The 24,768-nt window shown below is 68.9% G+C and carries 19 protein-coding genes; 9 read left to right on the top strand and 10 right to left on the bottom strand.

What is annotated here, in order from left to right; translation table 11 throughout:
• The first annotated feature begins 1,161 nt into the window (after positions 1–1,161).
• Positions 1,162–3,948: a beta strand repeat-containing protein gene (locus D0D37_RS16365; protein WP_116201406.1), complete on the top strand. Its 2,787-nt coding sequence runs from the start codon at positions 1,162–1,164 to the stop codon at positions 3,946–3,948.
• A 48-nt stretch (positions 3,949–3,996) separates the two neighbouring features.
• Here D0D37_RS16365 and D0D37_RS16360 read toward each other — a convergent pair whose 3' ends face one another.
• Together D0D37_RS16360 and D0D37_RS48475 are read right to left on the bottom strand one after the other, a co-directional pair.
• Positions 3,997–5,076, bottom strand: coding sequence for a YeiH family protein (locus D0D37_RS16360; protein WP_116201405.1), 1,080 nt, complete (start codon positions 5,074–5,076; stop codon positions 3,997–3,999).
• Positions 5,073–5,204, bottom strand: a complete 132-nt coding sequence (locus D0D37_RS48475) for a hypothetical protein (RefSeq protein WP_279630300.1) — start codon at positions 5,202–5,204, stop codon at positions 5,073–5,075. The genes D0D37_RS16360 and D0D37_RS48475 overlap by 4 nt, the downstream gene beginning before the upstream one ends.
• Before the next feature lie 244 nt (positions 5,205–5,448).
• Between D0D37_RS48475 and D0D37_RS16350 the strand changes: the two genes are divergently transcribed.
• Both D0D37_RS16350 and D0D37_RS16345 read left to right on the top strand, forming a co-directional pair.
• Positions 5,449–5,820 carry an LLM class oxidoreductase gene (locus D0D37_RS16350; protein WP_208719979.1) on the top strand — a complete coding sequence of 124 codons (372 nt, stop codon included), beginning with the start codon at positions 5,449–5,451 and terminating at the stop codon, positions 5,818–5,820.
• A gap of 121 nt (positions 5,821–5,941) precedes the next feature.
• Complete coding sequence (locus D0D37_RS16345; RefSeq protein ID WP_116201403.1) at positions 5,942–6,439, top strand: GNAT family N-acetyltransferase; 498 nt, start codon at positions 5,942–5,944, stop codon at positions 6,437–6,439.
• Here the strand turns inward: D0D37_RS16345 and D0D37_RS16340 are convergent.
• The 3 genes from D0D37_RS16340 to D0D37_RS16330 all read right to left on the bottom strand — a co-directional run bounded on the left by D0D37_RS16340 (position 6,436) and on the right by D0D37_RS16330 (position 10,275).
• Positions 6,436–7,809 carry an MFS transporter gene (locus tag D0D37_RS16340; RefSeq protein WP_116201402.1) on the bottom strand — a complete coding sequence of 458 codons (1,374 nt, stop codon included), beginning with the start codon at positions 7,807–7,809 and terminating at the stop codon, positions 6,436–6,438. The genes D0D37_RS16345 and D0D37_RS16340 overlap by 4 nt on opposite strands.
• Before the next feature lie 421 nt (positions 7,810–8,230).
• Positions 8,231–9,079 (bottom strand): helix-turn-helix transcriptional regulator, encoded by an 849-nt coding sequence (locus D0D37_RS16335; RefSeq protein WP_116201401.1) that lies wholly within the window; start codon positions 9,077–9,079, stop codon positions 8,231–8,233.
• Between the two features lie 23 nt (positions 9,080–9,102).
• A complete protein-coding gene (locus D0D37_RS16330) occupies positions 9,103–10,275 on the bottom strand; it encodes an MFS transporter (protein ID WP_116201400.1) in 1,173 nt (390 codons plus the stop codon).
• Positions 10,276–10,646: 371 nt separating this feature from the next.
• On the opposite strand from D0D37_RS16330, the gene D0D37_RS16325 reads away from it, so the two are divergent.
• The 4 genes from D0D37_RS16325 (at position 10,647) to D0D37_RS16310 (ending at position 15,789) form a co-directional block, all read left to right on the top strand.
• A complete protein-coding gene (locus D0D37_RS16325; protein ID WP_244223533.1) occupies positions 10,647–13,751 on the top strand; it encodes an AfsR/SARP family transcriptional regulator in 3,105 nt (1,034 codons plus the stop codon).
• Positions 13,726–13,920, top strand: coding sequence for an acetyltransferase (locus D0D37_RS16320; RefSeq protein ID WP_116201399.1), 195 nt, complete (start codon positions 13,726–13,728; stop codon positions 13,918–13,920). Before D0D37_RS16325 ends, D0D37_RS16320 begins: the two co-directional genes overlap by 26 nt.
• A gap of 106 nt (positions 13,921–14,026) precedes the next feature.
• Complete coding sequence (locus D0D37_RS16315) at positions 14,027–14,902, top strand: NADP-dependent oxidoreductase (RefSeq protein WP_116201398.1); 876 nt, start codon at positions 14,027–14,029, stop codon at positions 14,900–14,902.
• Between the two features lie 53 nt (positions 14,903–14,955).
• Complete coding sequence (locus D0D37_RS16310; RefSeq protein WP_116201397.1) at positions 14,956–15,789, top strand: helix-turn-helix transcriptional regulator; 834 nt, start codon at positions 14,956–14,958, stop codon at positions 15,787–15,789.
• A gap of 46 nt (positions 15,790–15,835) precedes the next feature.
• On the opposite strand, the gene D0D37_RS16305 is transcribed toward D0D37_RS16310, so the two are convergent.
• The 5 genes from D0D37_RS16305 to D0D37_RS16285 all read right to left on the bottom strand — a co-directional run bounded on the left by D0D37_RS16305 (position 15,836) and on the right by D0D37_RS16285 (position 23,100).
• Positions 15,836–16,810, bottom strand: coding sequence for an NADPH:quinone oxidoreductase family protein (locus D0D37_RS16305; RefSeq protein ID WP_116201396.1), 975 nt, complete (start codon positions 16,808–16,810; stop codon positions 15,836–15,838).
• Between the two features lie 14 nt (positions 16,811–16,824).
• On the bottom strand, positions 16,825–18,243 hold the full coding sequence (pntB, locus tag D0D37_RS16300; protein WP_208719977.1) for a Re/Si-specific NAD(P)(+) transhydrogenase subunit beta: 1,419 nt from the start codon (positions 18,241–18,243) through the stop codon (positions 16,825–16,827).
• 21 nt (positions 18,244–18,264) lie between these two features.
• Positions 18,265–19,785 carry a Re/Si-specific NAD(P)(+) transhydrogenase subunit alpha gene (locus tag D0D37_RS16295; RefSeq protein WP_116201394.1) on the bottom strand — a complete coding sequence of 507 codons (1,521 nt, stop codon included), beginning with the start codon at positions 19,783–19,785 and terminating at the stop codon, positions 18,265–18,267.
• A gap of 417 nt (positions 19,786–20,202) precedes the next feature.
• Entirely contained in the window at positions 20,203–20,847 is a 645-nt protein-coding gene (locus D0D37_RS16290; RefSeq protein WP_116201393.1) for a TetR/AcrR family transcriptional regulator, read from the bottom strand.
• Positions 20,848–21,513: 666 nt separating this feature from the next.
• The gene (locus D0D37_RS16285; RefSeq protein ID WP_116201430.1) at positions 21,514–23,100 is read right to left on the bottom strand and encodes an alkaline phosphatase family protein; all 1,587 of its coding nucleotides are present in this window, start codon (positions 23,098–23,100) and stop codon (positions 21,514–21,516) included.
• Positions 23,101–23,433: 333 nt separating this feature from the next.
• Here D0D37_RS16285 and D0D37_RS16275 point away from each other — a divergent pair, with 333 nt between their 5' ends.
• Positions 23,434–23,766, top strand: a complete 333-nt coding sequence (locus tag D0D37_RS16275; protein ID WP_116201391.1) for a VOC family protein — start codon at positions 23,434–23,436, stop codon at positions 23,764–23,766.
• Positions 23,767–23,886: 120 nt separating this feature from the next.
• Positions 23,887–24,768: an alpha/beta fold hydrolase gene (locus D0D37_RS16270; protein WP_116201390.1), complete on the top strand. Its 882-nt coding sequence runs from the start codon at positions 23,887–23,889 to the stop codon at positions 24,766–24,768.

Genomic DNA, 24,768 nt, shown 5'->3' with positions numbered 1-24,768 from the left:
CTACTGACCGTAGGCTGAGAATTCGCACTGCGCGGGAATGGAAAACGCCGCGGTGTCCCCGAGTGCACAGAGTGACCTCCCCCAGCAAGGGGAGCCGTGGATCTTGCTCCGCCCGCTCCCGGGATTGCGGCGTCTACCTGCGCACCGCTCCCCGGCTCAACGACCAAGATCACCGTCTGTCACTCACTCGAACGGGGAGTAGGGAAATCATGATCTAGTGCTCGTTGTCACTATTTGCCAGACTGGGAACAACGCACCGTTTCGCCGGTGATTAATCGCTGATCGCGAACGTACGCACCGTTTCCGGGAGGCCTCGTCATGAGGTGTGGCAGCACGGCCGAAATGCAGGCGAGCCAAGCGGCTTGCTGGGCCGTGCGCGCCCTGTTCACGGTGGGCGCGGTCGCGGGCGGACTGCTTCTGAGCTGGCTGATTTCGACCTCTTCCGCGGCGGCGGAGCCGATGCCGCCGACTCCGGACATTCCTTCCCTGCTCGCGGACACCGGCGTTCAGCCCATTGTGGACAGTGTGCCACGACCCGACGTGACCGCGGTCGGCAAGGAAATCGTTGGCACAGTGGAGAAAACCGTCTCCCGACTGACGCGACCGGTGACACCGACACCAACACCAGTCATTGCTCAACCTCACCAACCCGTCACCCAGCCGAAGAGACCAGCGACCGCCGGACAACCGGCAAAGTCGACAGCGCGCACAGCGGAAACAGCCAAAGCATCGTCGATCTCCGTCAAGCGACCGACACACGTATCGAGTGCTCCTGCACCGCAAGCCGCCACTCCGGTCAAATCGACAGCTCGGCACCCGATCCACCGGGCCTCCGCGCCCGAACACCGCAACCTCGCGCCGAAAACCAAGCGCGCACCCGCCCCGACGATTCCGACGTCGCCCGGCGTATTCCTCTGGCAGAACGGTTCGGCGCAGGGCGGATTGCAGTCGCCAGCACGGTTGACCGAGCCGACACCGGTCGCGATTCCGGCTCGGCCTGGCGACACGTCCTGCCCGGCAAGCACGAACGCCCGCCCCGGATACGACCCGGACTAGCGCGCCCCGTTCTCCCCAGTCTCACGACAGCAAACCCGTTTCTTCGCGGGCTGCTGCAGTCATGCCCGAAATATCCGTACGTCATTGCGAACAAGGGAATTTGTCATGCACATCTGGGTCAAACGCGGTATGCAGACGGCATTGATCTCGGGCGGCTTGTTCGTCCTGGGCACCGGGATCGCCTCGGCCGCCGACAACACCAGTCCGGACAAGCCGGCGAATCCGATCGACGCCGGGGTCACCGTGCCGATCGACATCGGCGACAACGTCCTCGGCACCCCGCTCGGGCAAACGAAACTGCCCGGGTACCAGGGCGAAGTGTCCACGAAAACGCTCACCAATCCGCTCCAGCAGGCCGTGAAGCCGAAGACCGGCAGTGCGTCGAAGCCAGCCGCCGCGAAACCGACGCAAACCGCAGCGGCCAAGGCCGCGCCGAGCAAAGCCGCCCACACCCAGGCCGCGCCGCCGAGCGATCCCCTGCGCGGCAACCGGGCGAACGCCGACCTGGCGGTACCGGTCCAGATCGCCGGCAACGCGTTCGCGGCGGGCGGTCCCGCCGAGGTCGACGGATCGAACCACCACCAGACCTACCAGGACAACCACGACATCACCACGAGCGGTGCCGGCACCCCGCTGGGCGGAAACGTGGTCGACGCGCGCTGGGCGGTGCCGGTGCAGTTCGCGAACAACGCGATCTCCTGGGCCGGTGCCGCGCGCACGAAGGGCGGCCGCGCCGAGCAGACCACCTCGACGACCGGGAGCGACACCACCGACGGCCGCGGCGGCGCCGGTTCCGGCAACGTTCTGGCCGGGCAGTGGGCGACACCGCTGCAGGTCACCGGCAACGCGGCGTCCTGGGGAGGTTCGGCCCAGACGACCGACTCGCAAGCGCGCAACACCACCTCCTCCGGCGGCCCGATTTCGAGCGCCGGAAAGGACGGCACGCTCGCGGGCAACGTCGGCGCGGCGCCGCTGGCGCTTCCCCTCGAATTCAACGGAAACGCGCCCACCTGGGGCGGAGTGTCCACAGTAGACTCCTCGAACACCACCGACACGGTGACCGCAGGCGGCACCAAGGAAGGGATCAACCACATCCCGTCCTACGTGCAGACCAACGGCGACCGCGGGACCGGATCCGGCAACATCGTGCAGCCGCAAGGCGCGGGCATCGCGAACGTGGCGAGCGTCGCGGCCGCGTGGGCGGGCAAGTCGAGCACCGGCGGCGTGCACGGCAGCCCGCTGGCGGACCCGCTTCCGCTGCCCGGCTACCCGTTCCCGACCGGCAACCCGCTGACCGGCGGGATCGACCCGTCCGCGCCGGCCCCGACCGGTCAGCCGACCCGTCCGGACGGTTCGCCGCTCTGGCCGGTCCCGATCCCGAGCCCGCAGCCGGTGTCCCCGGCGCACGCGCCGAAGTCGGCGTCCAGCTCGAAATCGACCGTCACGTCCGGCGGCTTCTCCTCGACGTCCGCGCAGGACGGCACCGGCTCGGGCAACATCGCCGACGCACCGCTGGCAGTACCGGCCGAGGTGTTCGGCGTCGCCGGGAACTGGGGCTTGGAGTCGTATGCCGGGCACGACAACACGTCCGACGTGAAGGCGGGCAGCGGCACCTACTCGAACGGCAACGGCGGGAAGCTGTCCGGCAACCTCGCGTCCGCGCCGGTCGCGGCCAGCCCGGACGTCTTCGGCTCCGGCTCCTCGTGGATCGGCAACAGCTACGGCCAGGCCACCAACGCCAAGAACGTGCAGGCCGGCGGCTACGACGGCACGCAGGGCAACAATTCGGAGGCGTCCGGCAACATCGTCACCGCACCGGCCGCACTGCCCGCCGAGGTGTTCGGCGTCGGCGGTTCCTGGATCGGCCAGGGCGTCGGGGTCGCCGACGAGCACAAGAAGGTCACCGCGGGCGGTGACGGAAACACCAACGACGACAACGGAAAGCTGTCCTCGAATGTCGTCGCGGCCCCGCTTTCCGCGCCGACGCAGGTCTTCGGCGTCGGGGCCGCGTGGATCGGCCGGGGCATCGGAGAAGCGAGCAACCACACCGATTCGAAGGCAGGCGGCAACTACCACGGCACCGGCGCGCTCGGCACCGTGGCCGGAAACATCGCGCAGGCCCCGATTTCGCAAGTCACCCAGGTCGACGGAACCGGCGCCGCGTGGGGCGGATACGGACAGGGCGTGTCCGACAACACCACCAATTCCCGTGCAGGAGGCAAGAACCTCGCCGACGGTACCGGCGGCACCCTCGCGGGCAACGTGGTCAACGCGCCGTCCGCCGGCACCGCGGGCGTGTTCGGATTGGCCCCGGCGTGGATCGGCCGAGTGACCGGCGACGCGACGAACAACGTCACCTCCACCGCGGGCGGCGACACCCGCACCGCAGGCGACCGCGGCCAGCTGGCCGGCGACGTCGTCTCGGCCGAGGCACTGCCGATCGCCCAGGTCTTCGGCGATTCGGCGGCCTGGATCGGAATGGTCGACGGCAGCGCGGTGAACCACACCAGTAACACCGCGGGCGGCGACATCACCAGCTCCGGCACCGGCACGTCCGGGGTCGTGCAGGATGTGCCGATCTCGGAGGTCGCGCAGGTCTTCGGCGACTCGGCGGTGTGGGGCGGCGTCGCGAACGCGTACGGCGACAACGTCACGCGCGGCAATTCCGGTGGCACCGTCACCACGACCGGCCAGCACAACCAGACGCCGGTCGGCGCGGTCGGGCAGGTGTACGGGCTGAGCCCGGCGCTGCTCGGGCAGGCGACGTCCATCGTGCCGGAGAACGTGACGCAGGTCGTGGACGGCGACACTCCGGCGCAGCTGGATCTACCGCTCAGCCCGTCGGCGTTGCCTGCCAACGGAATTCCGACTCTGCCGGGACTGCCCGGCTGAGCCTCGCGGGGTGCCCGGGAGCGCCACCCGGGCACCCCGCCTACCCGGTCAGAAGCTGAACCACTGCGAACTCGCCAGCACCAGCCCCAGCGAACACACCGCGACCACCACCAATCCCAGCGCCGCCACCACCAGCGGCCGCAGCCCGCTGCGCGCCATCTGCCGGAGGTCGAAGTTCAGCCCCACCCCGGCGAAGCACAGCAGAAAGGCCCATTTCGACAGATTCCCGAGGTTCGTGACCTCAGCCTTGGTGAACACATGCGCAGTCGCCAACGCGGAAACCGCAATGAACCCCAGCACGAACTTCGGGAAGGTGCGCCACACAAACCCAGCACGCCCTGCCAACCCGCCAGCGACGGCCTTGCCGCCGCGAGTCGACCAGTACGCCGCATACCCGAGCACGACGAGACCGATCAGCGCGTTCCGCGTGCTCTTCACCGCCACCGCAACGTCCTGCGCGTGCGGCGAGTACGCCGCGCCAGTCGCAGTGGTCTCCGCAGTGTTGTCCACCGCGAGCCCCGCCCATAGACCGAATTCGGTGTCGGTCAGGTTCAGCGCATGCCCAATAGCTGGGAACGTGAACAGCGCGACCGCACCCAACGCGAGGATCGCAGCGATGGCGTAGCCGGAATCCTCGTCGTCAGCGTCGATCGCGCCGCGGCCAGCGATGATCGCCGACACACCACAGATCGACGTGCCGATCGCCAGCAGTGACGACAGCTTCCCGCCGAGGCCGAAAGCCTTGCCCACCAACAGGATCACCGTCGTCGCGACAGCCATGTCGACCAGGATGAGCCCCAGGCTGAACCCGCCGAGCTTGGCCAGGTCGCCCAGCACGAACCGGGCGCCGAGCAGGACGATGCCGGTCTTCAGCCAGAACTCGTAGGTCCCGACGCCGGGCCGGAACAGCGCGGGGATGCCGATCGTGTTGCGGATGACCAGTCCGAGGACGATCGCCCACAACACGTACTCGATGTCCGGCAGCGCGGTCCCGGTCGCGTGGCCGAGGCCGCGCACCCCGTTCTGCGCCAGCGTTCCCGCAATTCCGACCGCTGCGAGCAACAGAAGGCCCGGCAGATATCTCACGACCGCGGGCACGGCGCGGCGGCCTTCCAGCGCGGCGGTCATTTGACGAGGAACGGAATCGTCGGCAGCACGCCGAACGCGGCCAGCACCACCAGAACGGCCGCGACCAGCACCGCGGCCCAGTCGGCGCTGATCCGCGCAGCGCCTCGCGGCTTCGAATCGGAACTCATGACCGCAGGACTGTAGGCGGACCGGCCGCGCCAGTCCCCAGCGTCCACCAGCTGAGAAACCTCCTTTGTGGACACCGGTGGAACAACACCGTCCGGCCGCCCACATCCTGAGCACCAGCGCGGCCCGCCCCGGATTCCGGCTACCTCTGGCACAACCGAATTGAGGGGGCAGCGCCCGCATGAGTTCGTTGAAAACCTTGCACCTCGCGGTCGAACTCGACAGCGAGGGAGCGCCGCCGACGCGGTGGTCGAGGCGGGCACCGCCGGGTTCCATCTGGCCAGCCAGTCGCAGGACGCGCTGGAGGAGTACCGGCCGATCTTCGAGTCCCGGCTGGCGTTGCAGCGCAAGCTCGGTCAGGAGACGGTTTTCCCGACGCTGGAGGATTTCGCCGAGCGCAGCTCCGCGTTGATCGGCAGCCCTGCTCAGGTCACCGAGAAGGTGTTGAGATACCACGAACAGTGCGGCCACGGCGTAACGCATCTGTCCGCCGACCGCGACGGCCGGACGCCATCGGAACGCCGTGCGGCGCTGGAGCTGTTCCAGGCTGAGGTGGCGCCAGCGCTGCGGCGTGCGATACCTGGACCGCCCTGGCCGTCGAACAGCCGAGCAGACTGATATCTCTGTCTCCCAGTACCTCAGCCCGTTAACATCTCTGGCCCGCTCCGGCCGGACTCGCGCAGCGGCGGCTCGGATATTCGCTGGACAGGGCTCGTGGCGGCGCGCAAGATCAAGAGACGTGACCGACTTCGCCGCTTTGCCCCTCGCCGACGCCCAGCTGTCCGAAGCCCAAGCCTCCGACGCCGCCGAACTCCTCGTGCTGCAACGGTGCTGCTGGGTCCCGCAGGCGATCGTCAACGACACCTTCGACGTGCCCGCCCTGCACGAGGACTTGGACACCGTCCGCGGCTGGATCGAAGCCACCCGCGTGTGGACGGTCCGGATCGGCGGACGGCTCGTCGCCGCCGTACGCGCCCACCTCGAAGAGGACCGCTGGGAGATCGGCCGCTTGATGGTGGCACCCGATCTTGCCGGTCAGGGCGTCGGCCGGTGGTTGCTCAGCTATGCCGAGCGGCAGGCGCCGCCGCGGGCGACGAGTCTGGTGCTCTACACCGGGTCGGGCAGCGAGCGGAACCTGACGATGTACCGGCGCGCCGGGTACCAGGTCGCCGAGCCGCCCGCGAACACGCTCGGGAAGCACATCCGCGGAGCGGTCTACCTGACGAAGAGCATCTAACGCTTTCCCTTACGCAGCAACGCAAACGCACCAACACAGATCAGCGCGACCGCGTCCACTCCGATCGCGGTCCGGATGGCGTCCAGCTCACCGGTCGTGACCGTCGTGAAGACCGCGCTCAGCAACGGAATCCCGATCGCCATGCCGATCTGCTGGCTCTGCGTGGCCATCCCGGTCGCGAGGCCCTGGGTGTCCGCGTCCGCCGCCGAAGTGGCGAGCACCAGGAACGACAGCATCGCCAGCATCGAGAAGACCGCGTTCACGAACTCGGCCGCGACCAGGACCGCCAGCCAGCCGTTCGTCGCGGCCAGCCACAGGCCGGGCAGCATGAACGCGCCCTGGCCGACCAGCGCCGCGCCGAGCATCGTGCGCGGCGGGACCTTCGCGAGAAGCCTCGGCCCGATGCTGCCCCCGAGGATCTGGCCGACCCCGATTCCCACCAGCACGAACCCGGCGACCAGCGACGAATGGCCTAGGACGTTCTGGACGTATAGGCCGGTGAAGAAGATCAGCGCAGTCTCGCCGCCGAAGAGGAACAAGGCGGCCAGGTTCCCGTAGGCGACGTCCGGGTGCCGGAGCATCGCGACAGGCACGAGCGGGTCGGCGGTCCGGCTCTCCACAAGCACGAACGCGATCAGCAGGACAACCGCCAGTGCCAGCGAAAAGAGCGCCGTGGAGTCCACACCGGACTCGGCGGTGCGGCTAATCCCATAAATCCCGGCGAACAACCCGGTGGTGATGAGCACCGCACCAGGCACGTCAAGCTTGCGGTGGGTTTCCGCGCGGCTTTCCGGGACCACAAGCGGCACGACCACGAGCGCGGCGAGCGCGACCGGCAGGTTGAGGAAGAACGCCCAACGCCAGGACAGCAGGTCGGTGAGCAGTCCGCCGAGGATCGAGCCGACGGTGAAACCGGAACTCATCATCACCCCGTTGAGTCCCAATGCCTTGGTGCGCAAGGAAGGTTCGGGAAACGCGACGGTGAGCATCGCGAGCGCGGCCGGGGTGACCGCGGCGGTGGCCAGGCCCTGCAACGTCCGGGCGACGAGCAGCACCGCGGGCGAACCAGCGAGGCCGCCGACCGCCGACGCGACCGCGAGCACAGCCATCCCGACAACGAAAATCCGGCGGCGCCCCAGATAGTCGCCGACGCGGCCGAACACCAGGGTGCAGCCCGCCGCGCACAGCGCGAACATAGTGGTGATCCATTGCAGATCGCCGGAGAGAAAGCCGAGGTCGGCCCCGACCCGCGGGAGCGCGACGTTCAGCACGGAGAAATCCGCCGCCAGCATGAACTGCGCGGCCAGCAGGACCACGAGCACCACCACGCGGCGGCCGGTCAGGCGGACGTGAGCCGTATCGGTCGTCATGCGGCCAACATTCGGGCCCGCAGCGGGAAACAGCCAGATCCCTGCTGTGACTAGCACTGCCAGTGGCAGGTTGTGCTTCAGCTCAGGCGACGAGTTCGGTTCCGTGTCAGGCCTGCGGCGGGATAGCCAGCCCCCTGCCGTGGCTAGCCATTGCCACGGCAGGCTGTAGCCAGCTCAGACGACGAGTCCGGTTCCGCGCGGCAGGCCCGCGGCGGGAAACAGCCAAACCACTGCCGTGACTAGCCATCGCCAGTGGCAGCCTGCGATCGGCCCAGCTCGGCGGCGAGAAGCTTCACCGCCGCCTCGCGCTCGGTTCCACGTGACCGGTAGGCAGCCGAGCCCTGCCGTGGCTAGCTCTGCCATCGCCACGCAGCGGTCAACTCAGATCTGTGGCAAGAAGACTCGCCCCCGCAGGCTGTGCTCAGCTCAAATCAGTGGCGAGGAGCTTCACCGCCGCCTCGTGCGGAGAACCCGGCTCCGCGTGATATATCTTCAAGATCGTCCCGTCGCCCAACTCGGCGGATTGATACATCAGGTCGAACTGCCCGACCATCGGATGCCGGAACGTCTTCGTCCCGGCCGTGCAATTCCCGACCGTCTGGCCGACCCACAGATTCGCGAATTCCTCGCTGCCCATGGACAACTCGCCGATCAGCTCGGCCAGCCGCGGGTCGTGCCGGTGGTCTCCGGCGATGTACCGCAGGTAGGAGACGTTCTGCTGCGCCTCCGACGGCCAGTCCGCATACAGCGCGCGCACGTTGTCGTCGAGGAAGTTCAACTTGATCACATTCGGCCGGTTCCCGTCCGGTGCGGCGAAATCGAGGTGTGCGGCGAACAGTTTGTGGAACAGCGAATTCCACGCCAGAATGTCGCAGCGGAAATTCAGCACCGCGACCACCGCGTCGCCGAGGGTGTTGACCAGCATCCGGGTCTGCGGGGTCAGTTCGTCGGTCGTGGCCGGCCGCACCGGCCGGGCGGGTGCGGTGGTGCCGATCTTGAGCAGATGCGCTTCTTCGGCCACGCTCAGGTCCAGCGCGCGGGCGATCGCGGACAGCACCTCCGGCGACGCGTGCGCGGTCTGCGCCTGCTCAAGCCGAGTGTAGTAGGTCGAGCTGACCCCGGCGAGCGCGGCGACCTCCTCTCGCCGGAGACCGGGCACCCGCCGGGAACCGCGGGTAGCCAGGCCGATTTCGGCGGGCTGGAGTCGCTCGCGCATTCGTCGCAGGTAGCTTCCGAGGTCGGTGTTCACAGGCTCTGGCACGGGTTCCATCCAAGATCGCCAGGGCGGCACCGTCAAGCGGCAGGGAAGCCGCGTCGACGCGCAAGCAGGACGACCGCCAGCACCGGTGCCATCAAGACCAGCACGGTCCACGGGAAGGAACCGCTGCCTGCCACGTCGAGCAGTACGCCGCCGACGACACCGCCGGCCGCCATCGCGGCGTTCCACAGCGTCACGAGCATCGCTTGGACCGTGTCCGCGGACTCGCCGCCCGCGTCCCCGGCCGCGGTCTGCAGCAAGGTCGGCACCCCGCCCCAGCCGAGCCCCCACAGCGCGGCGGCCAGGTAAACGAGCGCGGGTTCGGTCGCGAGCAGCGCCGCGGCGACCGCGACCAGCAGCGCGCTGACGATCATCAGCAACCGCAGCCGCCGGTGGATCTGCGCGCCGACGATCCAGATGCTCGCGATCGAGGCCAGGCCGAAGGTCAGCAGGACCAGGTCGGTGTCGCCGCCCATGCCGAGGCCGGTGAGGAAGGTGGCGAGGTAGGCGTACAGCACGGTGTGCGCCAGCACGAACACCAGCGTGACGAACAGGACCGCCGCAACTCCCGGGATGCGCAGCGCAGGCAGCATCTTCGGACGCGCTCCCCCAGCCTGACCGGGGAAATCGGGCACCGCCGCGCCGATCCACGCCAGCAGCACCAGGGTGAGCACGGTCATGGCGAGGAACGCAGTACGCCAGCCGGTGAGCTGGCCGACGAAGGTTCCGGCAGGGACGCCCAGGCACAGCGCGACTGGGATACCAGCCATGGCAATTGCCATGGCACGACCCTGCTGTGCAGGAGCGACCAGGCGTCGGGCATAACCGGCCAGCAGTGCCCACGCGAGACCAGCCGCGACGCCTGCGATGAAGCGCGCGACCATCGTCAGGCTGTACTCCGACGACACGGCGGTGACGGTGTTGGCCACGGCGAATCCGGCCATCGCGGCCAGGAGCAACCGTTTGCGTCGCCAGCCAGCGGTGATGGTGGACAGCGGGATCGCGGTCAGAACGGTGCCCAGCGCGTAGACCGTGACGGTCTGGCCGGTCGCGGATTCGCTGACGCCGAGCGAGCCGCTCATCGCGGGCAGCAACCCGGCGGGCAGCGTCTCCGTGAGGCTGGTGATGAACACTGCGGTGGCGAGGGACAACAGCGCGAAAAGCGGAAGCCGCTGGGTGGGAGCGACGGCGACTGAGGTGGGGCTCATGCGCCCACTGTGCGGACCTGGCCTTCGGGAATGCTTACGATCACCTGACGGTGACCTGACGGTGCGACGGGAGCAAGGCGATGCGGTTCGGGATGCTCGGCCCGCTCGCGGCGTGGGACGAGACAAGCGCGCTGCTCCGTGTAATGGCCCTGGTGGCGACCTGATGGCACAACCGGAACCACGCCTGCAGTTCGGGACACTCGGCCCGCTCGCGATGTGGGACGGGACACTCGTCCTGCTCCGCGTAAAGACCCTGGCGGTACCCAGATGACGCAGCAGGAGCCACGCCTGCGGTTCGGGATGCTCGGACCGCTCGCAGCATGGGACGGGACCCTCGTCCTGCTCCAGGTAAAGACCCTGGCGGTAACCAGATGACCCAGCAGGAGCCACGCCTGCGGTTCGGGATACTCGGCCCGCTCGCAGTGTGGGACGAGACCGGCGCGCCGGTCACCGTGCCCGAGGCGAAGGTGCGGGCGCTGCTCGCGACGCTGCTGGCGCACGACGGCGGACCAGTCACCGCGGACCGGCTCATCCAGGATCTCTGGGGCGACCACCCGCCAGGCAAACCGGCCGGTGCGCTGCAGGCCAAGGTCTCGCAACTGCGCCGGATCGTCGGCCGAGACGGCGTCGAGCGGCAACCGGCGGGCTACCGGCTGCGGATCGAGCACTCCGACGCCGCGCAGTTCCGCGATCTCGTCATCCAGGCTCGCGCGACGGCGGATCCCCGAGCCCGAGCGACGCGCTTCGCCGAAGCCTTGCACCTGTGGCGCGGCGAGGCGTTCGCCGACTTCGCTGACGAAGAGTTCGCGCGATCGGCCGCACATCGGCTGTCCGAGTTACGGCTGGCCGCAGTGGAAGAACAAGCCAAAGCCCAGGTCGAAGCGGGCGACTACTCCGCCGCGGACGATTTGGCGGACGTCATCGCGCGGCATCCGCTCCGAGAAGGCTTGCGGGCAGCACAGATGCGCGCGCTGTATTCGCGCGGGCGGCAGAGCGAAGCCGTTGCCTCCTATACAGATCTCCGCACCCGGCTCGCCGAGGAACTGGGCGTCGACCCGAGCCCGGACCTGCGCGCGCTGTACGAATCGCTGCTCCGGCAGGACTCCGGACTGGCTGCTGAGCCGCGCGGCAACTTCCCCCGCCCGCTGACGCCGTTGATCGGCCGGGAGGAGGCGCTCGCGCAGCTTGCCGGGCTATCAAGCAGGCTGGTGACGCTGACCGGGCCTGGCGGGGTCGGCAAGTCACGGCTGGCGGTGGAACTCGTGAGTGCCTATCCCGGTTCTAACCGGGATAAACACTCACGAGACGAGTTTCGAGACGGCTGCTGGCTGGTCGAACTCGCGGGCGTCCGCGGCACCGCCGCCGACCTCGCCGAAACAGTCGCCGCCGTACTCGGGATCCGCGACTCGATCGACACCGCCTCCCCTGCCCAGCGACTCGCCACCGCCCTGCGCGACCGGCGGATGCTGCTCGTCCTGGACAACTGCGAACACGTCGTCGAAGCCGTCGCCGAACTCGTCGAATCGCTCCTCCGCAACACCCGTGACCTGCGCATCCTCACCACCAGCCAGGAACCGCTCGGACTGCCGGGCGAAACCGTGTTCGCAGTGGAACCCCTGCCACCCGCGGACGCCGTGCGGTTGTTCACCGAACGCGCCATCGCGTCCGCCCCGGATTTCGCGGGCGATCTCGACACGATCACCGAGATCTGCCGCCGTCTGGACGGTCTCCCTCTCGCGCTGGAACTCGCGGCCACCCGCGTGCGCGGTTTGGGCGTGCGGGAACTGGCGGCCCGGCTCAACGACCGGTTCGCCGTCCTGACCCGAGGCTCGCGCGGCGCTCCCGCGCGGCAGCAAACATTGCGCGCCGTACTTGACTGGAGCTGGGAACTGCTCAGCGAACCGGAACGGACTGTCCTAAGCAGACTGGCCGTCCACCGTGACAGTTTCGATCTCGCCGCCGCCGAAGCCGTGTGCGCGGGAGACGGCGACGTACTCGATCTGGTGCTCCGACTAGTCGACCGGTCGCTGGTGGCCGTCACGAACGGACCGGCCGGGATCCGGTACCGGCTGCTGGAATCCGTCGCCGCCTATGCCGTCGAACGGCTGGCGGATCCGGCCGCCACGCGCGCACGGCACCTGCGCCATTACCTGGAAATCGCCGAGAGCGCCCAATTGCACGGTACCGAGCAGCGGGCTTGGCTCACTCGGCTGGACGTCGAAGCGGGCAATCTGCGCGCAGCCCTGGACGAGGCGATCTGCCGAGCACCGAGCGAGGCGGTGCGCCTAGCGACAGCATTGTCCTGGTGGTGGCTGCTGCGCGGCAGACTCACCGAAGGCCGCCGGATGCTGTCGGCAGTTTTGCTTGTCGCCGCACCGGATCCGGACCTCACTGTCCTCAATGGATCGTTCGCCCTCCTGACCGGCGAACAAGCCCCACCCGATTCCCCGGACAGCGCCCGTGCATTGTGGCTGCGCGCCTACAGCCTGTTCAGCGTCGGCGACCTCGCCGCCAGTCACGAGGTGAACGCGCGCGCCCTCGCGACCGCCGGAGACGACGAATGGGGCGTCGCCGCCGCGCTGGGCCTGCGGGCCATGCTCAGCCTGGTCCGCGGAGATCTCGCCGGCCTCGGCCGGGACGGTCTGCGCAGCGCCGAACTCTTCCGCCGCCTCGGTGACCGGTGGGGTGAAATGCAAACCATCCCGCCGCTGGCCGCGCTCGCCGAAATCAAGGGCGACTACGCCGAAGCCGCGCGCCGCCAGCACGAAGGACTCGCCATCGCGCGCGAACTGGACTTGCAAGCGGAAGTCTCGGCGAGGTTGTCCGGCCTGGGCCGTCTGGCCTTGCTCGAACGCGACTGGCCACGAGCCCGCGACCTACACGAACAAGCCCTCCGAATCGCAGCCGACCACGGCTACACGTACGGCCGGATCCACGCCGAAATGGGCCTGGCGCTGGGTGCCCGCCGCTCCGGCGACCTCGACGCCGCCGAACACCACCTGACCCACATCCGCGACGAGTACCGCGGCCTGTCCTCGACCGCAGGCGACCACCTGCTGTACGCGGAACTCGGTTTCGTCGCCGAACTCCGGGGCGATGCGGTCCAGGCGAAGACTTATCACCTGCAGGGCTTGGAGTACGCGCGGATGCTCGATGAGCCGCGGGCTTTCGCGCTGTCATTGGAAGGTCTGGCGGGCGCGGCAGCTCCGCAATCCGCCGCACTGCTGCTCGGTGCCGCCGACGCCGCGCGGCGCAGTGTCAATGCCCCGCTCCCTGCCGCCGAGCGAGGCGACGTGGACCGGATTACCGAAGCGGCCCAAGGAGTTCTCGGCTCCGGCTTCGCCCGCGTGTTCGAGCAAGGTGCCCGGTTGTCCGTTGAGGATGCGGTAAGAGTGGCCTGCGGGGACTCGCATCATCGCCGACCAGACCACCGACCGGCTCCTCGGCACCATGGAGCTGCAGCGCCGCCCGGCTGAGGAACTTCCCGATCAGCCGGTGCTCGTGGCGACGCAGACAGCCAACAAATGCTCGCTGAAGCTCGCCGCCCGGCTGGATTTCGAGCCGGTCAGCACCTTCCGTCAATACGACGCTGACCACCCCCTCGCCGCCGTCAGCCTGCACAAATGCCTACAGAGGATCCCGTAGACAGGCGACGCCGTCACCAGCACCACCACCGCCTAGCTCCCCGGCCCCGGCCGGCCGCACCCTGGCAGCAGAGCCGCACCCCCGCGGCCGGACTGGAGCAACCCTCGTGAAAGCACTGCACATCACCGCCTTCGGCACCGAAGCCATTCTCACCGACTTCCCCGCGCCAACCCCCGCACCGGGGCAAGTCGTGGTCGACGTCGCGGCCGCATCGATCAACCCGCTCGACCTCAAGATCGCCTCCGGCGCCATGCACGACTTCTTCCCCGTCACCCTCCCCTATGTCCTGGGCACCGACTTCTCCGGCAGAATCGCCACGCCGGGCCCCGGCTGGCACATCGGCGACCCGGTCATCGGCCGCCTCGACCCCGGCACCGGCGGGGCCTTCTCCGAGCAGCTCGTGGTCGACGCGGCACAACTGGCTCCCGCACCGTCCCGCCTCGGCCTGGAAGCTGCGGCGGGAATCCCCACCGCAGCCGCAACCGCCTGGCAGGCGCTGGTCGAAGTCGCTAATGTCCAAAGTGGGCAGACAGTTCTCGTGCACGCCGCAGGCGGGGGCGTCGGCAGCTTCGCGGTCCAGATCGCTCGACGGCTCGGCGCCCGGGTCATCGCGACCGCGTCCGGTTCAGGCGTGGCCATCGCGGAGAAGCTCGGTGCCGATCAGGTCCTCGACTACCGGCAGGTCGCCTTCGAGAGCCGGCTCCAGGGAATCGACGTCGTGCTCGACACAGTCGGCGGCGAGGTCGGGACCCGGTCGCGGCAGGTGCTCACCCCCGGCGGGCGGCTCGTGACCACTCCCGGCCCGGCCGAGGGGGCCGAGTTCGTGTTCCACACCTCGGACGCGGCCCGGCGGGCGAAGGTGGCGGAGCTGGACCTCGAAGTGCTCGTCGACCGCACCTACCCGCTGACGGACGGCGCGGAAGCACTCGGCTTCCTCGCCGAAGGCCACGCCCGGGGCAAAGTCCTGCTCAGCGTCGCCTGAGTGGTGCTGACGACGCCTGGCTGCGGCCGGTCCCGCCGAGGCATAGTGGCGGCATGGACCTGCGCGAACTAGGCGGCTACCTCAAATCGCGGCGCGACCGGATAAGCCCGGCGGACGTCGGCCTCTCCGCCGGGCCGCGCCGCCGGGTGGCCGGGTTGCGCCGCGACGAGGTGGCCGCCCTGGCGCGCGCCTCGGTGGACTACTACGGGCAACTGGAGCAGGGCCGCGGCGCCCAGCCGTCCGAGCAGATGCTCGCCGCGCTGGCCCGCGCGCTGCGGCTGACCAGCGACGAACGCGACCACCTCTACCACCTGGCGGGCCGTCCGCTGCCGCCCGCGTCGAGCGGCAACGCGCACGTCCAGCCCGCCCTGCTCAACCTCCTCGAACAGCTGTCCGCGACACCGGCGCAGGTGATGACCGACCTCAGCGTCCCGCTCGTGCAGAACCGGCTCGCCGAGGCGCTGCTGGGCGCCCCGGCACCCGGCGACGGCGTCCAGGCCAGTTTCGTCTACCAGTGGTTCACCGACCCCGTCGCGCGCGAGCGGTACCACCCCGACGAACACCAGCACCAGTCACGCGTCTTCGTCGCCGACCTGCGCGCCGCGATCGCCCAACGCGGCCGCGACGCCCTGGGCGACGACCTGCTCACCACGCTCCTCGCCAGCAGCGAGGAATTCGCGCAGCTCTGGGAACAGCGCGAGGTCGCCGTCCGCCGCACCGGCCGCAAACGGCTCGTGCACCCGACGCTCGGCGTCCTCGAACTCGACTGCATGAACCTGCTCAGCGAGGACGGCAGGCAGCGCCTCCTCTGGTTCACCGCACCGCCCGGCAGCGATCACCTGGAACTGCTGGCCGCCATCGGAATCCAGGACCTGGCGCCGCGTTAGTCCATTATGGACATACCGGCAGCGTGAAGACAACATCCTGAGTCCACTATGGACGAACAGTCAGAATGAGCTTCCCCATCGCCTTCCGGTTCTCGATGACCTCCAACGCCTCCCGCACCTCCGCCAGCGGGTAGCTCCCGCCCAGCGGCGGCACGATCGCCCCGGCCGCGAGCTTCGGCAGCAACTCCGCCCACTGCCCCTGCAGGTACCCCGGCCGCGGCAGCGCATACGCGCCCCACCCGACGCCCACGACGTCCAAATTGTTGAGCAGCAACCGGTTCACCTTCACCTCCGGGATCGACCCGCCGGTGAACCCGATGACCAGCATCCGCCCGTCCGCGGCCAAGCAGCGCAGCGAATCGGTGAACCGGTCGCCGCCCACGACGTCCGCGATCACATCGACGCCCCGGCCGCCGGTCGACGCTTTCACCGCGTCCTTGAAACCGTCCGCCAGCACATACTCGTCCGCCCCGGCCGCGACCGCAGCCTCGCCCTTCTCCGGCGTCGACACCACCCCGAGCACCTTGCCCGCGCCGAACGCCTTCGCCACCTGGATGACCGCCGTCCCGACCCCGCCGGCCGCGCCGTGCACCAGCACGGTCTCCCCGGCCGCCATCCGACCGCGCCGGCACAGCGCGAAATGCGCGGTCAGATAGTTGAACGGAATCGCCGCCGCCTGCTCAAAACCCAGTCCGTCCGGAATCGGGAACACCGCATCCACCGCGCACGCGACCTGCCCCGCGAACCCGCCCAAGAACGGCAGCGCCGCGACCCGGTCCCCGGCCTTGACCGCCGCGCCTTCCGGAGCTTCCGCCACGACCCCGGCGACCTCGGCGCCCGGAATGAACGGCAACTCCGGCTTCACCTGGTACAACCCGCGCGTCTGCAACAGGTCCGGGAACGACACCCCGGCCGCGTGCACGTCGATCAGCACCTGGTCGCCACCGCGCGAAGGAGCATCGGCCTCGACCACGGAGACGGTCGACGGGCCTTCGAGATTCCTGATATGTACGGCTTTCATGCGTTTCTCCTGGTTCACAGCGCGGAGAGGATGTCGTTGACGCGGTCTTTGGCGTCGCCGAAGAGCATCGCGGAGTTGTCGCGGAAGAACAGCGGGTTCTGCACGCCCGCGTACCCGGAGGCCATGGAGCGTTTGAACACGATGACGTTCTCGGCTTCCCACACGGTCAGTACCGGCATGCCCGCGATCGGGCTGCCCGGGTCCTCGGCCGCGGCCGGGTTCACCGTGTCGTTCGCGCCGATCACCAAAACGACGTCGGTGTCGGCGAAGTCGTCGTTGATCTCGTCCAGTTCCAGCACGATGTCATAGGGGACCTTGGCTTCGGCGAGGAGGACGTTCATGTGCCCGGGCAGGCGTCCGGCGACGGGGTGGATGCCGAAGCGGACCTCGATGCCCTTGTCCCGCAGTTTCCGGGTCAGCTCCGCGACCCCGTACTGGGCTTGCGCGACCGCCATCCCGTAGCCCGGGGTGATGATCACCCGGGATGCTCCGGTGAGCAGTTCCGCCGCGCCTTCCGCGGTGATTTCCCGGTGCTCGCCGTAATCCTTGTCCCCGCTCGGCCCCGCCTCGATCCCGAAACCGCCCGCGATGACGGAGATGAACGACCGGTTCATCGCCTTGCACATGATGTAAGACAGATACGCACCCGAGGAGCCCACCAAAGCGCCGGTGATGATCAAAAGGTCGTTCTCCAGCAGGAACCCCGAGGCCGCCGCGGCCCACCCGCTGTAGCTGTTCAGCATGGACACGACCACCGGCATGTCCCCGCCGCCGATCGACGCCACGAGATGCCAGCCGAGCGCGAGGGCGAGGACGGTGACGACGATCAGCAGCCACAGGTGCGGACTCGCCACGAACCAGGCGGTGAACGCCACGAACAGCACCAGCGCACCCAAGTTCAGGAAGTTCTTGCCGGGCAGCATCAACGGCGCGGACTTCATCCGCGCCGAGAGTTTCAGGTTCGCCACGATCGACCCGGTGAACGTCACCGCCCCGATGAACACGCCGATGAACACCTCGGCGTGGTGGATCCCCAACGTGCCCAACGTTTCGAGGTGGCGGGATTCGGGCCCGGCGGGGTCGCATTCGACCTGGAGGTAGCCGTTCCAGCCCACCAACACGGCGGCGAGACCGACGAACGAATGCAGCAGGGCGATCAGCTCGGGCATCCCGGTCATCTCGACCACCGCCGCCCGCCGCAACCCGATCCCCGCGCCGACGGCCATCGCGACGATCATCAACGCGATCGACGTCCCGGTGATCTCCCCGGTCACCGCTTGGGCGATCGTCGCGATCAACGCGACGACCATCCCGGCCATCCCGAAATAGTTCCCGACCCGCGCCGTTTCGTGCCGGGACAGCCCGGCGAGGGCGAGAATGAACAACAGCCCGGCCACGATGTAGGCGGCCTGGCTCGCAGTGTGCACAGTCATCAGAACAAGAGGCCTTCCGGGTCAGCTGCGGGAGAACATGGCGAGCATCCGGCGCGTCACCGCGAACCCGCCGAAAATGTTGATCGTCGCCAGCAAGGTCGCCACCCCAGCCAGCACCACGACCACCGTGTTCCCGCTGACCAGATTCAGCAGGGCGCCCACGACGATGATCCCGGAAATCGCGTTCGTCACCGACATCAACGGCGTGTGCAACGCGTGATGCACGTGCCCGATCACGTAATAGCCGATCACGATCGCCAGCGCGAACACCGTCAGATGCGGCAACAACGCCGCCGGAGCCAACGCCGCCAGCACCAGCACCACCGCCGCGATCCCCAACACCACTCCCAGCCGACGCCCCGAGGACATCGGCTGCTTCTCCGGCTCCTTCACCGGCGCTGCCGCGGGTTTCTGCGGCGCGGCGGAGACCTGAACCGGCGGGGGCGGCCACGTCAGTTCGCCGTTTTTCACGACCGTGATCGACCGGACCACCACATCGTCGAAATCGACCACCAACCGGCCGTCTTTCTCCGGCGTCATCAGCTTCATCAAGTTGACCAGGTTGGTGCCGTAGAGCTGCGATGCCTGTGCCGGGAGACGGCCCGCGAGGTCGGTGTAGCCGAGAATCGTGACGCCGTTGTCGGTGACGATCTTCTCGCCCGCGACCGAGCCCTCGACGTTGCCGCCGTTCGCCGCGGCCATGTCCACGATCACCGAACCGGCCTTCATCGACGCCACCATCTCGCCGGTGATGATCCGCGGCGCCGGACGGCCCGGGATCAACGCCGTCGTCACGATGATGTCCACCTCGCGACACTGCGACGCGTACAGCTCCCGCTCGCGCGCCTTGTAGTCCTCGCCCATCTCCTTGGCATAACCCGTCGCCGACACCTCGGCGCTCGGGTCCTCGATGGACAAATACTCACCGCCGAGACTCTTCACCTGATCCGCGACTTCCGGCCGCGGGTCCGTCGCCCGCACGATCGCACCGAGGCTCCCGGCCGCGCCGATCGCCGCCAGCCCCGCGACACCCGCGCCGACCACGAGCACCTTGGCCGGGTTGACCTTGCCCGCCGCGGTCACCTGACCGGTGAAGAACCGCCCGAACGCATGCGCGGCCTCCACCACCGCCCGGTACCCGGCGATGTTCGCCATCGACGACAGCACGTCCAGCGACTGCGCCCGCGAGATCCGCGGCACCGCGTCCATCGCCAACGCCGTGATCGGCCGCTTCGCCAAATCCTCCACCAGCTCCGGCTTCAACGCCGGAGCCAGCAAGCTCACCACTGTCGCGCCCGACTTCACCGCGTCCAACTGCCCGGACGAGGGCGCGTTCACCCCGAACACGACGTCCGCCTCGGCAACCGGCCCGGACGTCGCTCCCGCGTCCGCGTACGCCTGGTCAAAGAACCCCGACGCCAAACCAGCGCCCGGCTCCACCGCCACGTCATAACCCAGCCCGCGCAGCTTGCCCACCGTTTCCGGAGTCGCCGCGACGCGCGTCTCCCCCGGTTGTGCCTCCTTGAGCACCCCGATCAGCATGCTGTCTCCTTCCCGCTCGTTCGCGGAAGATCCGCCGGCCGGGCCTGACGGCGTTTTGGGTCGCCACCTGGTCCGACTTCGCCCGCTTCAGGTACAGATGCGCTGGATACTCCCATGCCGCCGGGCCCGCGGCAGCCAACCGGAGGCCCTTTTTCGGCGGCAACCGCGACGAGATCACGGTCATAGCCCCGGGCTGTCTCAACGGCCGGGAAGAGCCGAGCCCCCGCACCGCGGCGACTCCCGGGTGCGGCCGAGCCGGGAAACCGCCGACTACCCGCCTGAACCGCTCCCGCCGGTTTCCTCCTCCGCCGTCCGCCGCTCCGCCTCGGCCGTGCTCGCGGAATCGATCGCCTGATCGATCACGACGCCCGCAGTGATGTCCGCCACTTGACAACCGACGTCCCGGTGTCCGCCGACTCAACGGCGCAACCCGCTGCTCCGCTCGGAGCCAGCCGTCGCGTACCGGGTCAGCAGGGTCACCAGCTCGTCCTCGAACGCGGGCAGATCGAGCGGCTCCGGCCCGGCGATCAGCTTGTGCACGAGCAGTTCCACGGCATTCACCACGATCCGTGCCGCCATGTCCACATTGGACACACTGGTTTCCGGATACCGCTCGAGCAGACCGCGCACCTCGGCGATCCGCTCCTCCTCGTACCGGGCGACCTGCTCCAGCAGTTCGGGGGCGCGCGGGGCCTGCTCGGCCATCACGCGCAGCAACTGCGGATCGTCGAGATGGTTCTGGATCGCCACGTGCACGAGTTCGCGGAGCGCACCGTCCAGCGTCTCCGGCGGCCCAGCGGTTTCCCGGTGGCGGCGCGGGCTTTCCGCGCGGGTATCGAGATGCCGAGCTGCCAGCGCGACGAGGATGGCATCTTTGTTCGGGTAGTACTGATACAGCGACCCGATCGACACCCGAGCCCGCTCCGCGATGCGGTTCGTAGTGCCCGCGGCATAACCCATCTCAGCGAACACCCGCGCGGCGGCCGTGAGGATCCGCTGGCGGGTCAACTCGCCGCGCACCTGCTGGGGTTCCTTGCGCGGCTGCAGGCGCTTTCCGGGCATTGCTGACCTCCTCCGCCGGGGTGAGCTTTTGCTCATAATAGGCCAGTGAGCAGGGTTGACTCGGTTCCCGCTGGACGGGACGGCGGGCGAGTTGCGGGCTTCCTGCGCCGACGAGGACCGGTTCCGTCGCGAGGGCTGTCCCGTCCGCGCGGCCCGCTGATCCCGTGAATCTCCTGCTGCGCACGGGCGAATTCCGCCAAACTCTGCCGCGCCAGCCCCAGCGCCGACTTGGCCCGGCACTTGGCGGAATCCCCGGCCCAACGCCGTCGCGACGCGCTCCGGGCGAACTGCTCCTTGAAGCGGCCCGGCCTTCGAGCAGAACCAGCCGCCTGACTGATCCCCGCTCCGCTCAGCACCTATCTGGCCAAACTCGGGCCTGTGGCGGAATCCGGCACTCGCCTACCGTCTCTGCCCAACGCCGCCGCGACCGGTGAGCAGTTCCTCCCACCAGCCAGACCTTCCAGCAGAACCAGCCGCCTAACCGGTCTCACCGAGCGCCTGCTCCCCAGGCCCAGCACCGAACTAGCCGAGCTTCGGAATCCAACGCCCCCAATAGCCCCCGCCGAACGCCATCGCTCCCCCAACTGGCCAGACTTTCCGGCGCATCCCCCTCACCCGAAGCCGACCTCGGCCCGGTCCTCGCAAAGAACCGGGCCGAGGTTGCGGTCAGTCGCGGCCGAGGCCGGGCAGCGGAGCCGTCCCCTCTTCCCGCACCGCCTCCAGCGCACGCGGATCCAGGTTCAGCAGCCGGAGGATCGTCGGCGCGATCTGTGTCGTCTCGACCGTCGCCGGGATCCGCACCCCGCGTCCGCCGCTGACCACCAGCGGAACCGCGCGGTCGTCTGAAGCCGCGCCGCCGTGTTCGGCGATTTTCGAGTGCCCGCCGGTGTACACGACGCCATGCTGGGCAACGCCGATCAGGTCCGGCACCCGCGGGTCGCCGGGGCGCACATGGAAGTAGCGGGCAGCGTCCGCTCCGGCGTAGGCCGCCGTCAAGCCTGCGTGCGTAAACGGTTTCGGCGCACCGGTGCTGCCGTTTCCGGTACCGGACTGGGCCAGCAAGTACTGCCGGGCGAACGCGGCGGCCGACGGCGAGTGGTCGGTGAACCACAGCAGCATCGCGTCGTCGTCGGTGGACTGAGCGACCAGGTCGGGCGCGCCGGGGTGCGCGGCCCGCCAAGCGGTGTTCAGGCCGGTGAGCAGCGGGGCGTCGTCGATGCGGGTCAGCGCGGACGGGTCGATCGGCGACTGGCCGTGTTTCGCGGAGAGGACCACGGCGGTCGAGCGGTCGAGGTGTTGTTTCCGCAGTTCGGCGGTGAACGCGCCTACCTGCCGGTCCACGAAGTCCAAAGCGGACTGCAGCACCGGACCGGGCGTGCCGTCGGCGCGGTAGCCGCCGGGCTGGCCGCCGGAGAGCGGGAGCTTTTGCGCGGTCGAGACGGACTGGAAGTTCATGCCGAACACCCCGGGCGTACCCGCGCGGGTCTGTCCACTGTGGTCGAAGCCGTCGATCTCGTTCAGGACGGCTTTGGCCTTGTAGCCGTCATAACGCTGGGTCGCGGCGTTGTCCTTCGTCCAGTCGCCGGAACTGGGGGCCTTGCTGTTGATCTCCGGCGTGAAGAGGTCTTCGATGCCAGTACCGGACGGCCCGCTGAGCATTTCGTACGCTGGGTGCTTGTCCGACCACGCGGTGCGCAATCCAGCCTGCCGGGCGACCTCGAACACGGTGTTCACCCGCAGATACTGGTGCGGATAAACAGGTTTGCACGTCTTCGGGTCGACGGGCAGCGCGGCCGGGTTGATCAGCGAGCCCGGGTTTCCGGTCATGGAGAGGACGCCGTCGGGCAAGTTCGGCAGGCCCTGTCCGGCGTCGATGGCGTCCTTGTTCCGGTCGAGATCCTCGGTGTAGTCCACTGTGGATCCGGGCTTCGCGCCAGCGCAGGACGTCGTGCCCGCCGGGAGCAAAGCCCGGTTGTAGGTGGCGTCGTAGTAGATCCCGGTGGTCGCCGGGTTGCCGCCGGTCACCTGGGCGACCATGCCGGGGAACGAATCCGACGGAACCGGCGTGTTCGCGTGCGTGTATTCGGTGCCGTGCGCCGTGAGCGCGGCCAGCGCGGACCCCGGATGGGTGCGCGTGTACCACTCCAGGTCCGATTGGTGGAGACCGTCGACCGAAAGCAGCAGCACGTGTTCGGTGCGCACCGGCGCGGCCAGCGCGGGCACTGCCGCCGCGACGGCACCGGCCGCCGCCATCGCCATGGCGGCACGCCAACGAATTCTCGACACGGGTGTCCTCCTCGTCTCTGCCGCCGACACGGCGACCGGCGTATTCCAGGCCGCGCACAAAGACGTGGGAAAACCGCCGGAGAAACACAAGATGAACGCTCTCGCCGGACCACGGCGCAGATTTCCGTACGGGGAAGGAAACCGTTCTTTGGCGCAGCGGGAGCAATTCGCCTGATTCGTTCATCGGAGTGGATATCCGGCGTCCGCCCGCTGCCGGGCACCCCGAGTGCTTGCATCTTGCCAGCACTTGTGGTCTCCTGAAAGTGCTTGCAAATCAAAATCACTACGGGAGGACCAGCCATGATCAGCCGAGTGCTCGCCCAGTGCACCGTCTCCGACCTCGCGCGGGCCGAGGACTGGTACACCGCCCTGTTAGACCGCGGTCCGGACGCCCGCCCGATGCCCGGCCTGCTCGAGTGGCATCTCGGCGACACCTTCGGGCTGCAGGTGTGGTCCGAACCCGACCGGGCCGGGCGGTCGACGGTCGTCCTCGAGGAGACGGATCTCGACGCGGCCGCGGCCCACGCGACGAAAGCCGGGGCCGCCCACGACGGGCCGCAGCCCGGGGGCGGCGCACGCATCCTGCCGCTCACCGATCCGGACGGAAACCGCGTGGTCTTCATCGGGAAGTGATCCCTGCCGGGTTCGGCGCGCATTCGTCTCGACGAGCCGTCGGGTTGACCGGCGGCCCCGGACCGGCCTAGTCTCGCGATTAGAGCGATCACTCTAGTCGCGAGACTCGAGGGAGGTCCGATGCCGCGCGTGGAGCTGTCCGCCGGGCCGATCGAGTACACCGACACCGGCGGCCCCGGTCCGGCACTGGTGTTCGGGCACGGGTTTCCGATGTCCGGCACGCAATGGCGCAAGGTCGTCCCGCTGTTGAGCGGTTACCGCTGCGTCCTGCCCACGTTGCCGCTCGGCGCCCACCAGGTCCCGATGCGGCCCGACGCGGACCTGACTCAGTTCGGCGTCGCCCGGCTGCTCGGCGAATTCCTCGCCGCACTCGACCTCCACGACGCGACCATCGTGCTCAACGACTGGGGCGGCGGCCAATTCCTCGTCGCCGACGGGATGGCGCCGGCCGAACACGTCGCCCGGGTGGGACGGCTCGCGCTGGTCGCCTGTGAGGCGTTCGACAACTTCCCGCCCAAGCCCGCGCGCCCGGCCGTCAAGCTGCTCCGGCTCCCCGGCGGGCCGTGGCTGCAAGCCCAAGCCACGCGGACGTCGTTCTACCGGCACGCCAAAGCGGCGTACGGAGGAATGTGCGAAAGCCGCATTCCGGACGATATTCTCGACGGCTGGTTCTCACCGGCGTTGCGAGACAAGGCAATCCGCCGGGACATGGTCAAATTCACCACCGGAACCCCGCCGCGGCGCGAACTGCTCGAATGGACGCAGCGGCTGCGGACGTTCGACCGGCCGGTCCTCGTCGTATGGGCGGGCAAGGACCGGATGATGCCCGCCGGCCACGGGCGGCGGCTCGCCGAGCTTTTCCCGGACGGCCGGTTGGTCGAGATCTCCGACAGCGGCACGCTGATTCCGGAGGATCAGCCGGAACTGCTGGCCAAGGAACTGACCGCGTTCCTGACCGAAACCGGAGCCGCGGCAGCGGACACCGGCGCACTGCCGAAATAG

This window comes from Amycolatopsis circi, from assembly GCF_003385235.1.
GTDB lineage: Bacteria > Actinomycetota > Actinomycetes > Mycobacteriales > Pseudonocardiaceae > Amycolatopsis > Amycolatopsis circi.
This window is presented reverse-complemented; position numbering and strand designations above follow the sequence as displayed.

Coding starts and splice junctions, on each gene's coding strand:
- D0D37_RS16365 (WP_116201406.1), top strand. CDS start 1,162: ATGCACATCTGGGTCAAACGCGGTATGCAGACGGCATTGATCTCGGGC.
- D0D37_RS16360 (WP_116201405.1), bottom strand. CDS start 5,076: ATGACCGCCGCGCTGGAAGGCCGCCGCGCCGTGCCCGCGGTCGTGAGA.
- D0D37_RS48475 (WP_279630300.1), bottom strand. CDS start 5,204: ATGAGTTCCGATTCGAAGCCGCGAGGCGCTGCGCGGATCAGCGCCGAC.
- D0D37_RS16340 (WP_116201402.1), bottom strand. CDS start 7,809: ATGACGACCGATACGGCTCACGTCCGCCTGACCGGCCGCCGCGTGGTG.
- D0D37_RS16335 (WP_116201401.1), bottom strand. CDS start 9,079: ATGGAACCCGTGCCAGAGCCTGTGAACACCGACCTCGGAAGCTACCTG.
- D0D37_RS16330 (WP_116201400.1), bottom strand. CDS start 10,275: ATGAGCCCCACCTCAGTCGCCGTCGCTCCCACCCAGCGGCTTCCGCTT.
- D0D37_RS16325 (WP_244223533.1), top strand. CDS start 10,647: ATGACCCAGCAGGAGCCACGCCTGCGGTTCGGGATACTCGGCCCGCTC.
- D0D37_RS16320 (WP_116201399.1), top strand. CDS start 13,726: ATGGAGCTGCAGCGCCGCCCGGCTGAGGAACTTCCCGATCAGCCGGTG.
- D0D37_RS16310 (WP_116201397.1), top strand. CDS start 14,956: ATGGACCTGCGCGAACTAGGCGGCTACCTCAAATCGCGGCGCGACCGG.
- D0D37_RS16305 (WP_116201396.1), bottom strand. CDS start 16,810: ATGAAAGCCGTACATATCAGGAATCTCGAAGGCCCGTCGACCGTCTCC.
- pntB (WP_208719977.1), bottom strand. CDS start 18,243: ATGACTGTGCACACTGCGAGCCAGGCCGCCTACATCGTGGCCGGGCTG.
- D0D37_RS16295 (WP_116201394.1), bottom strand. CDS start 19,785: ATGCTGATCGGGGTGCTCAAGGAGGCACAACCGGGGGAGACGCGCGTC.
- D0D37_RS16290 (WP_116201393.1), bottom strand. CDS start 20,847: ATGCCCGGAAAGCGCCTGCAGCCGCGCAAGGAACCCCAGCAGGTGCGC.
- D0D37_RS16285 (WP_116201430.1), bottom strand. CDS start 23,100: ATGGCGGCGGCCGGTGCCGTCGCGGCGGCAGTGCCCGCGCTGGCCGCG.
- D0D37_RS16275 (WP_116201391.1), top strand. CDS start 23,434: ATGATCAGCCGAGTGCTCGCCCAGTGCACCGTCTCCGACCTCGCGCGG.
- D0D37_RS16270 (WP_116201390.1), top strand. CDS start 23,887: ATGCCGCGCGTGGAGCTGTCCGCCGGGCCGATCGAGTACACCGACACC.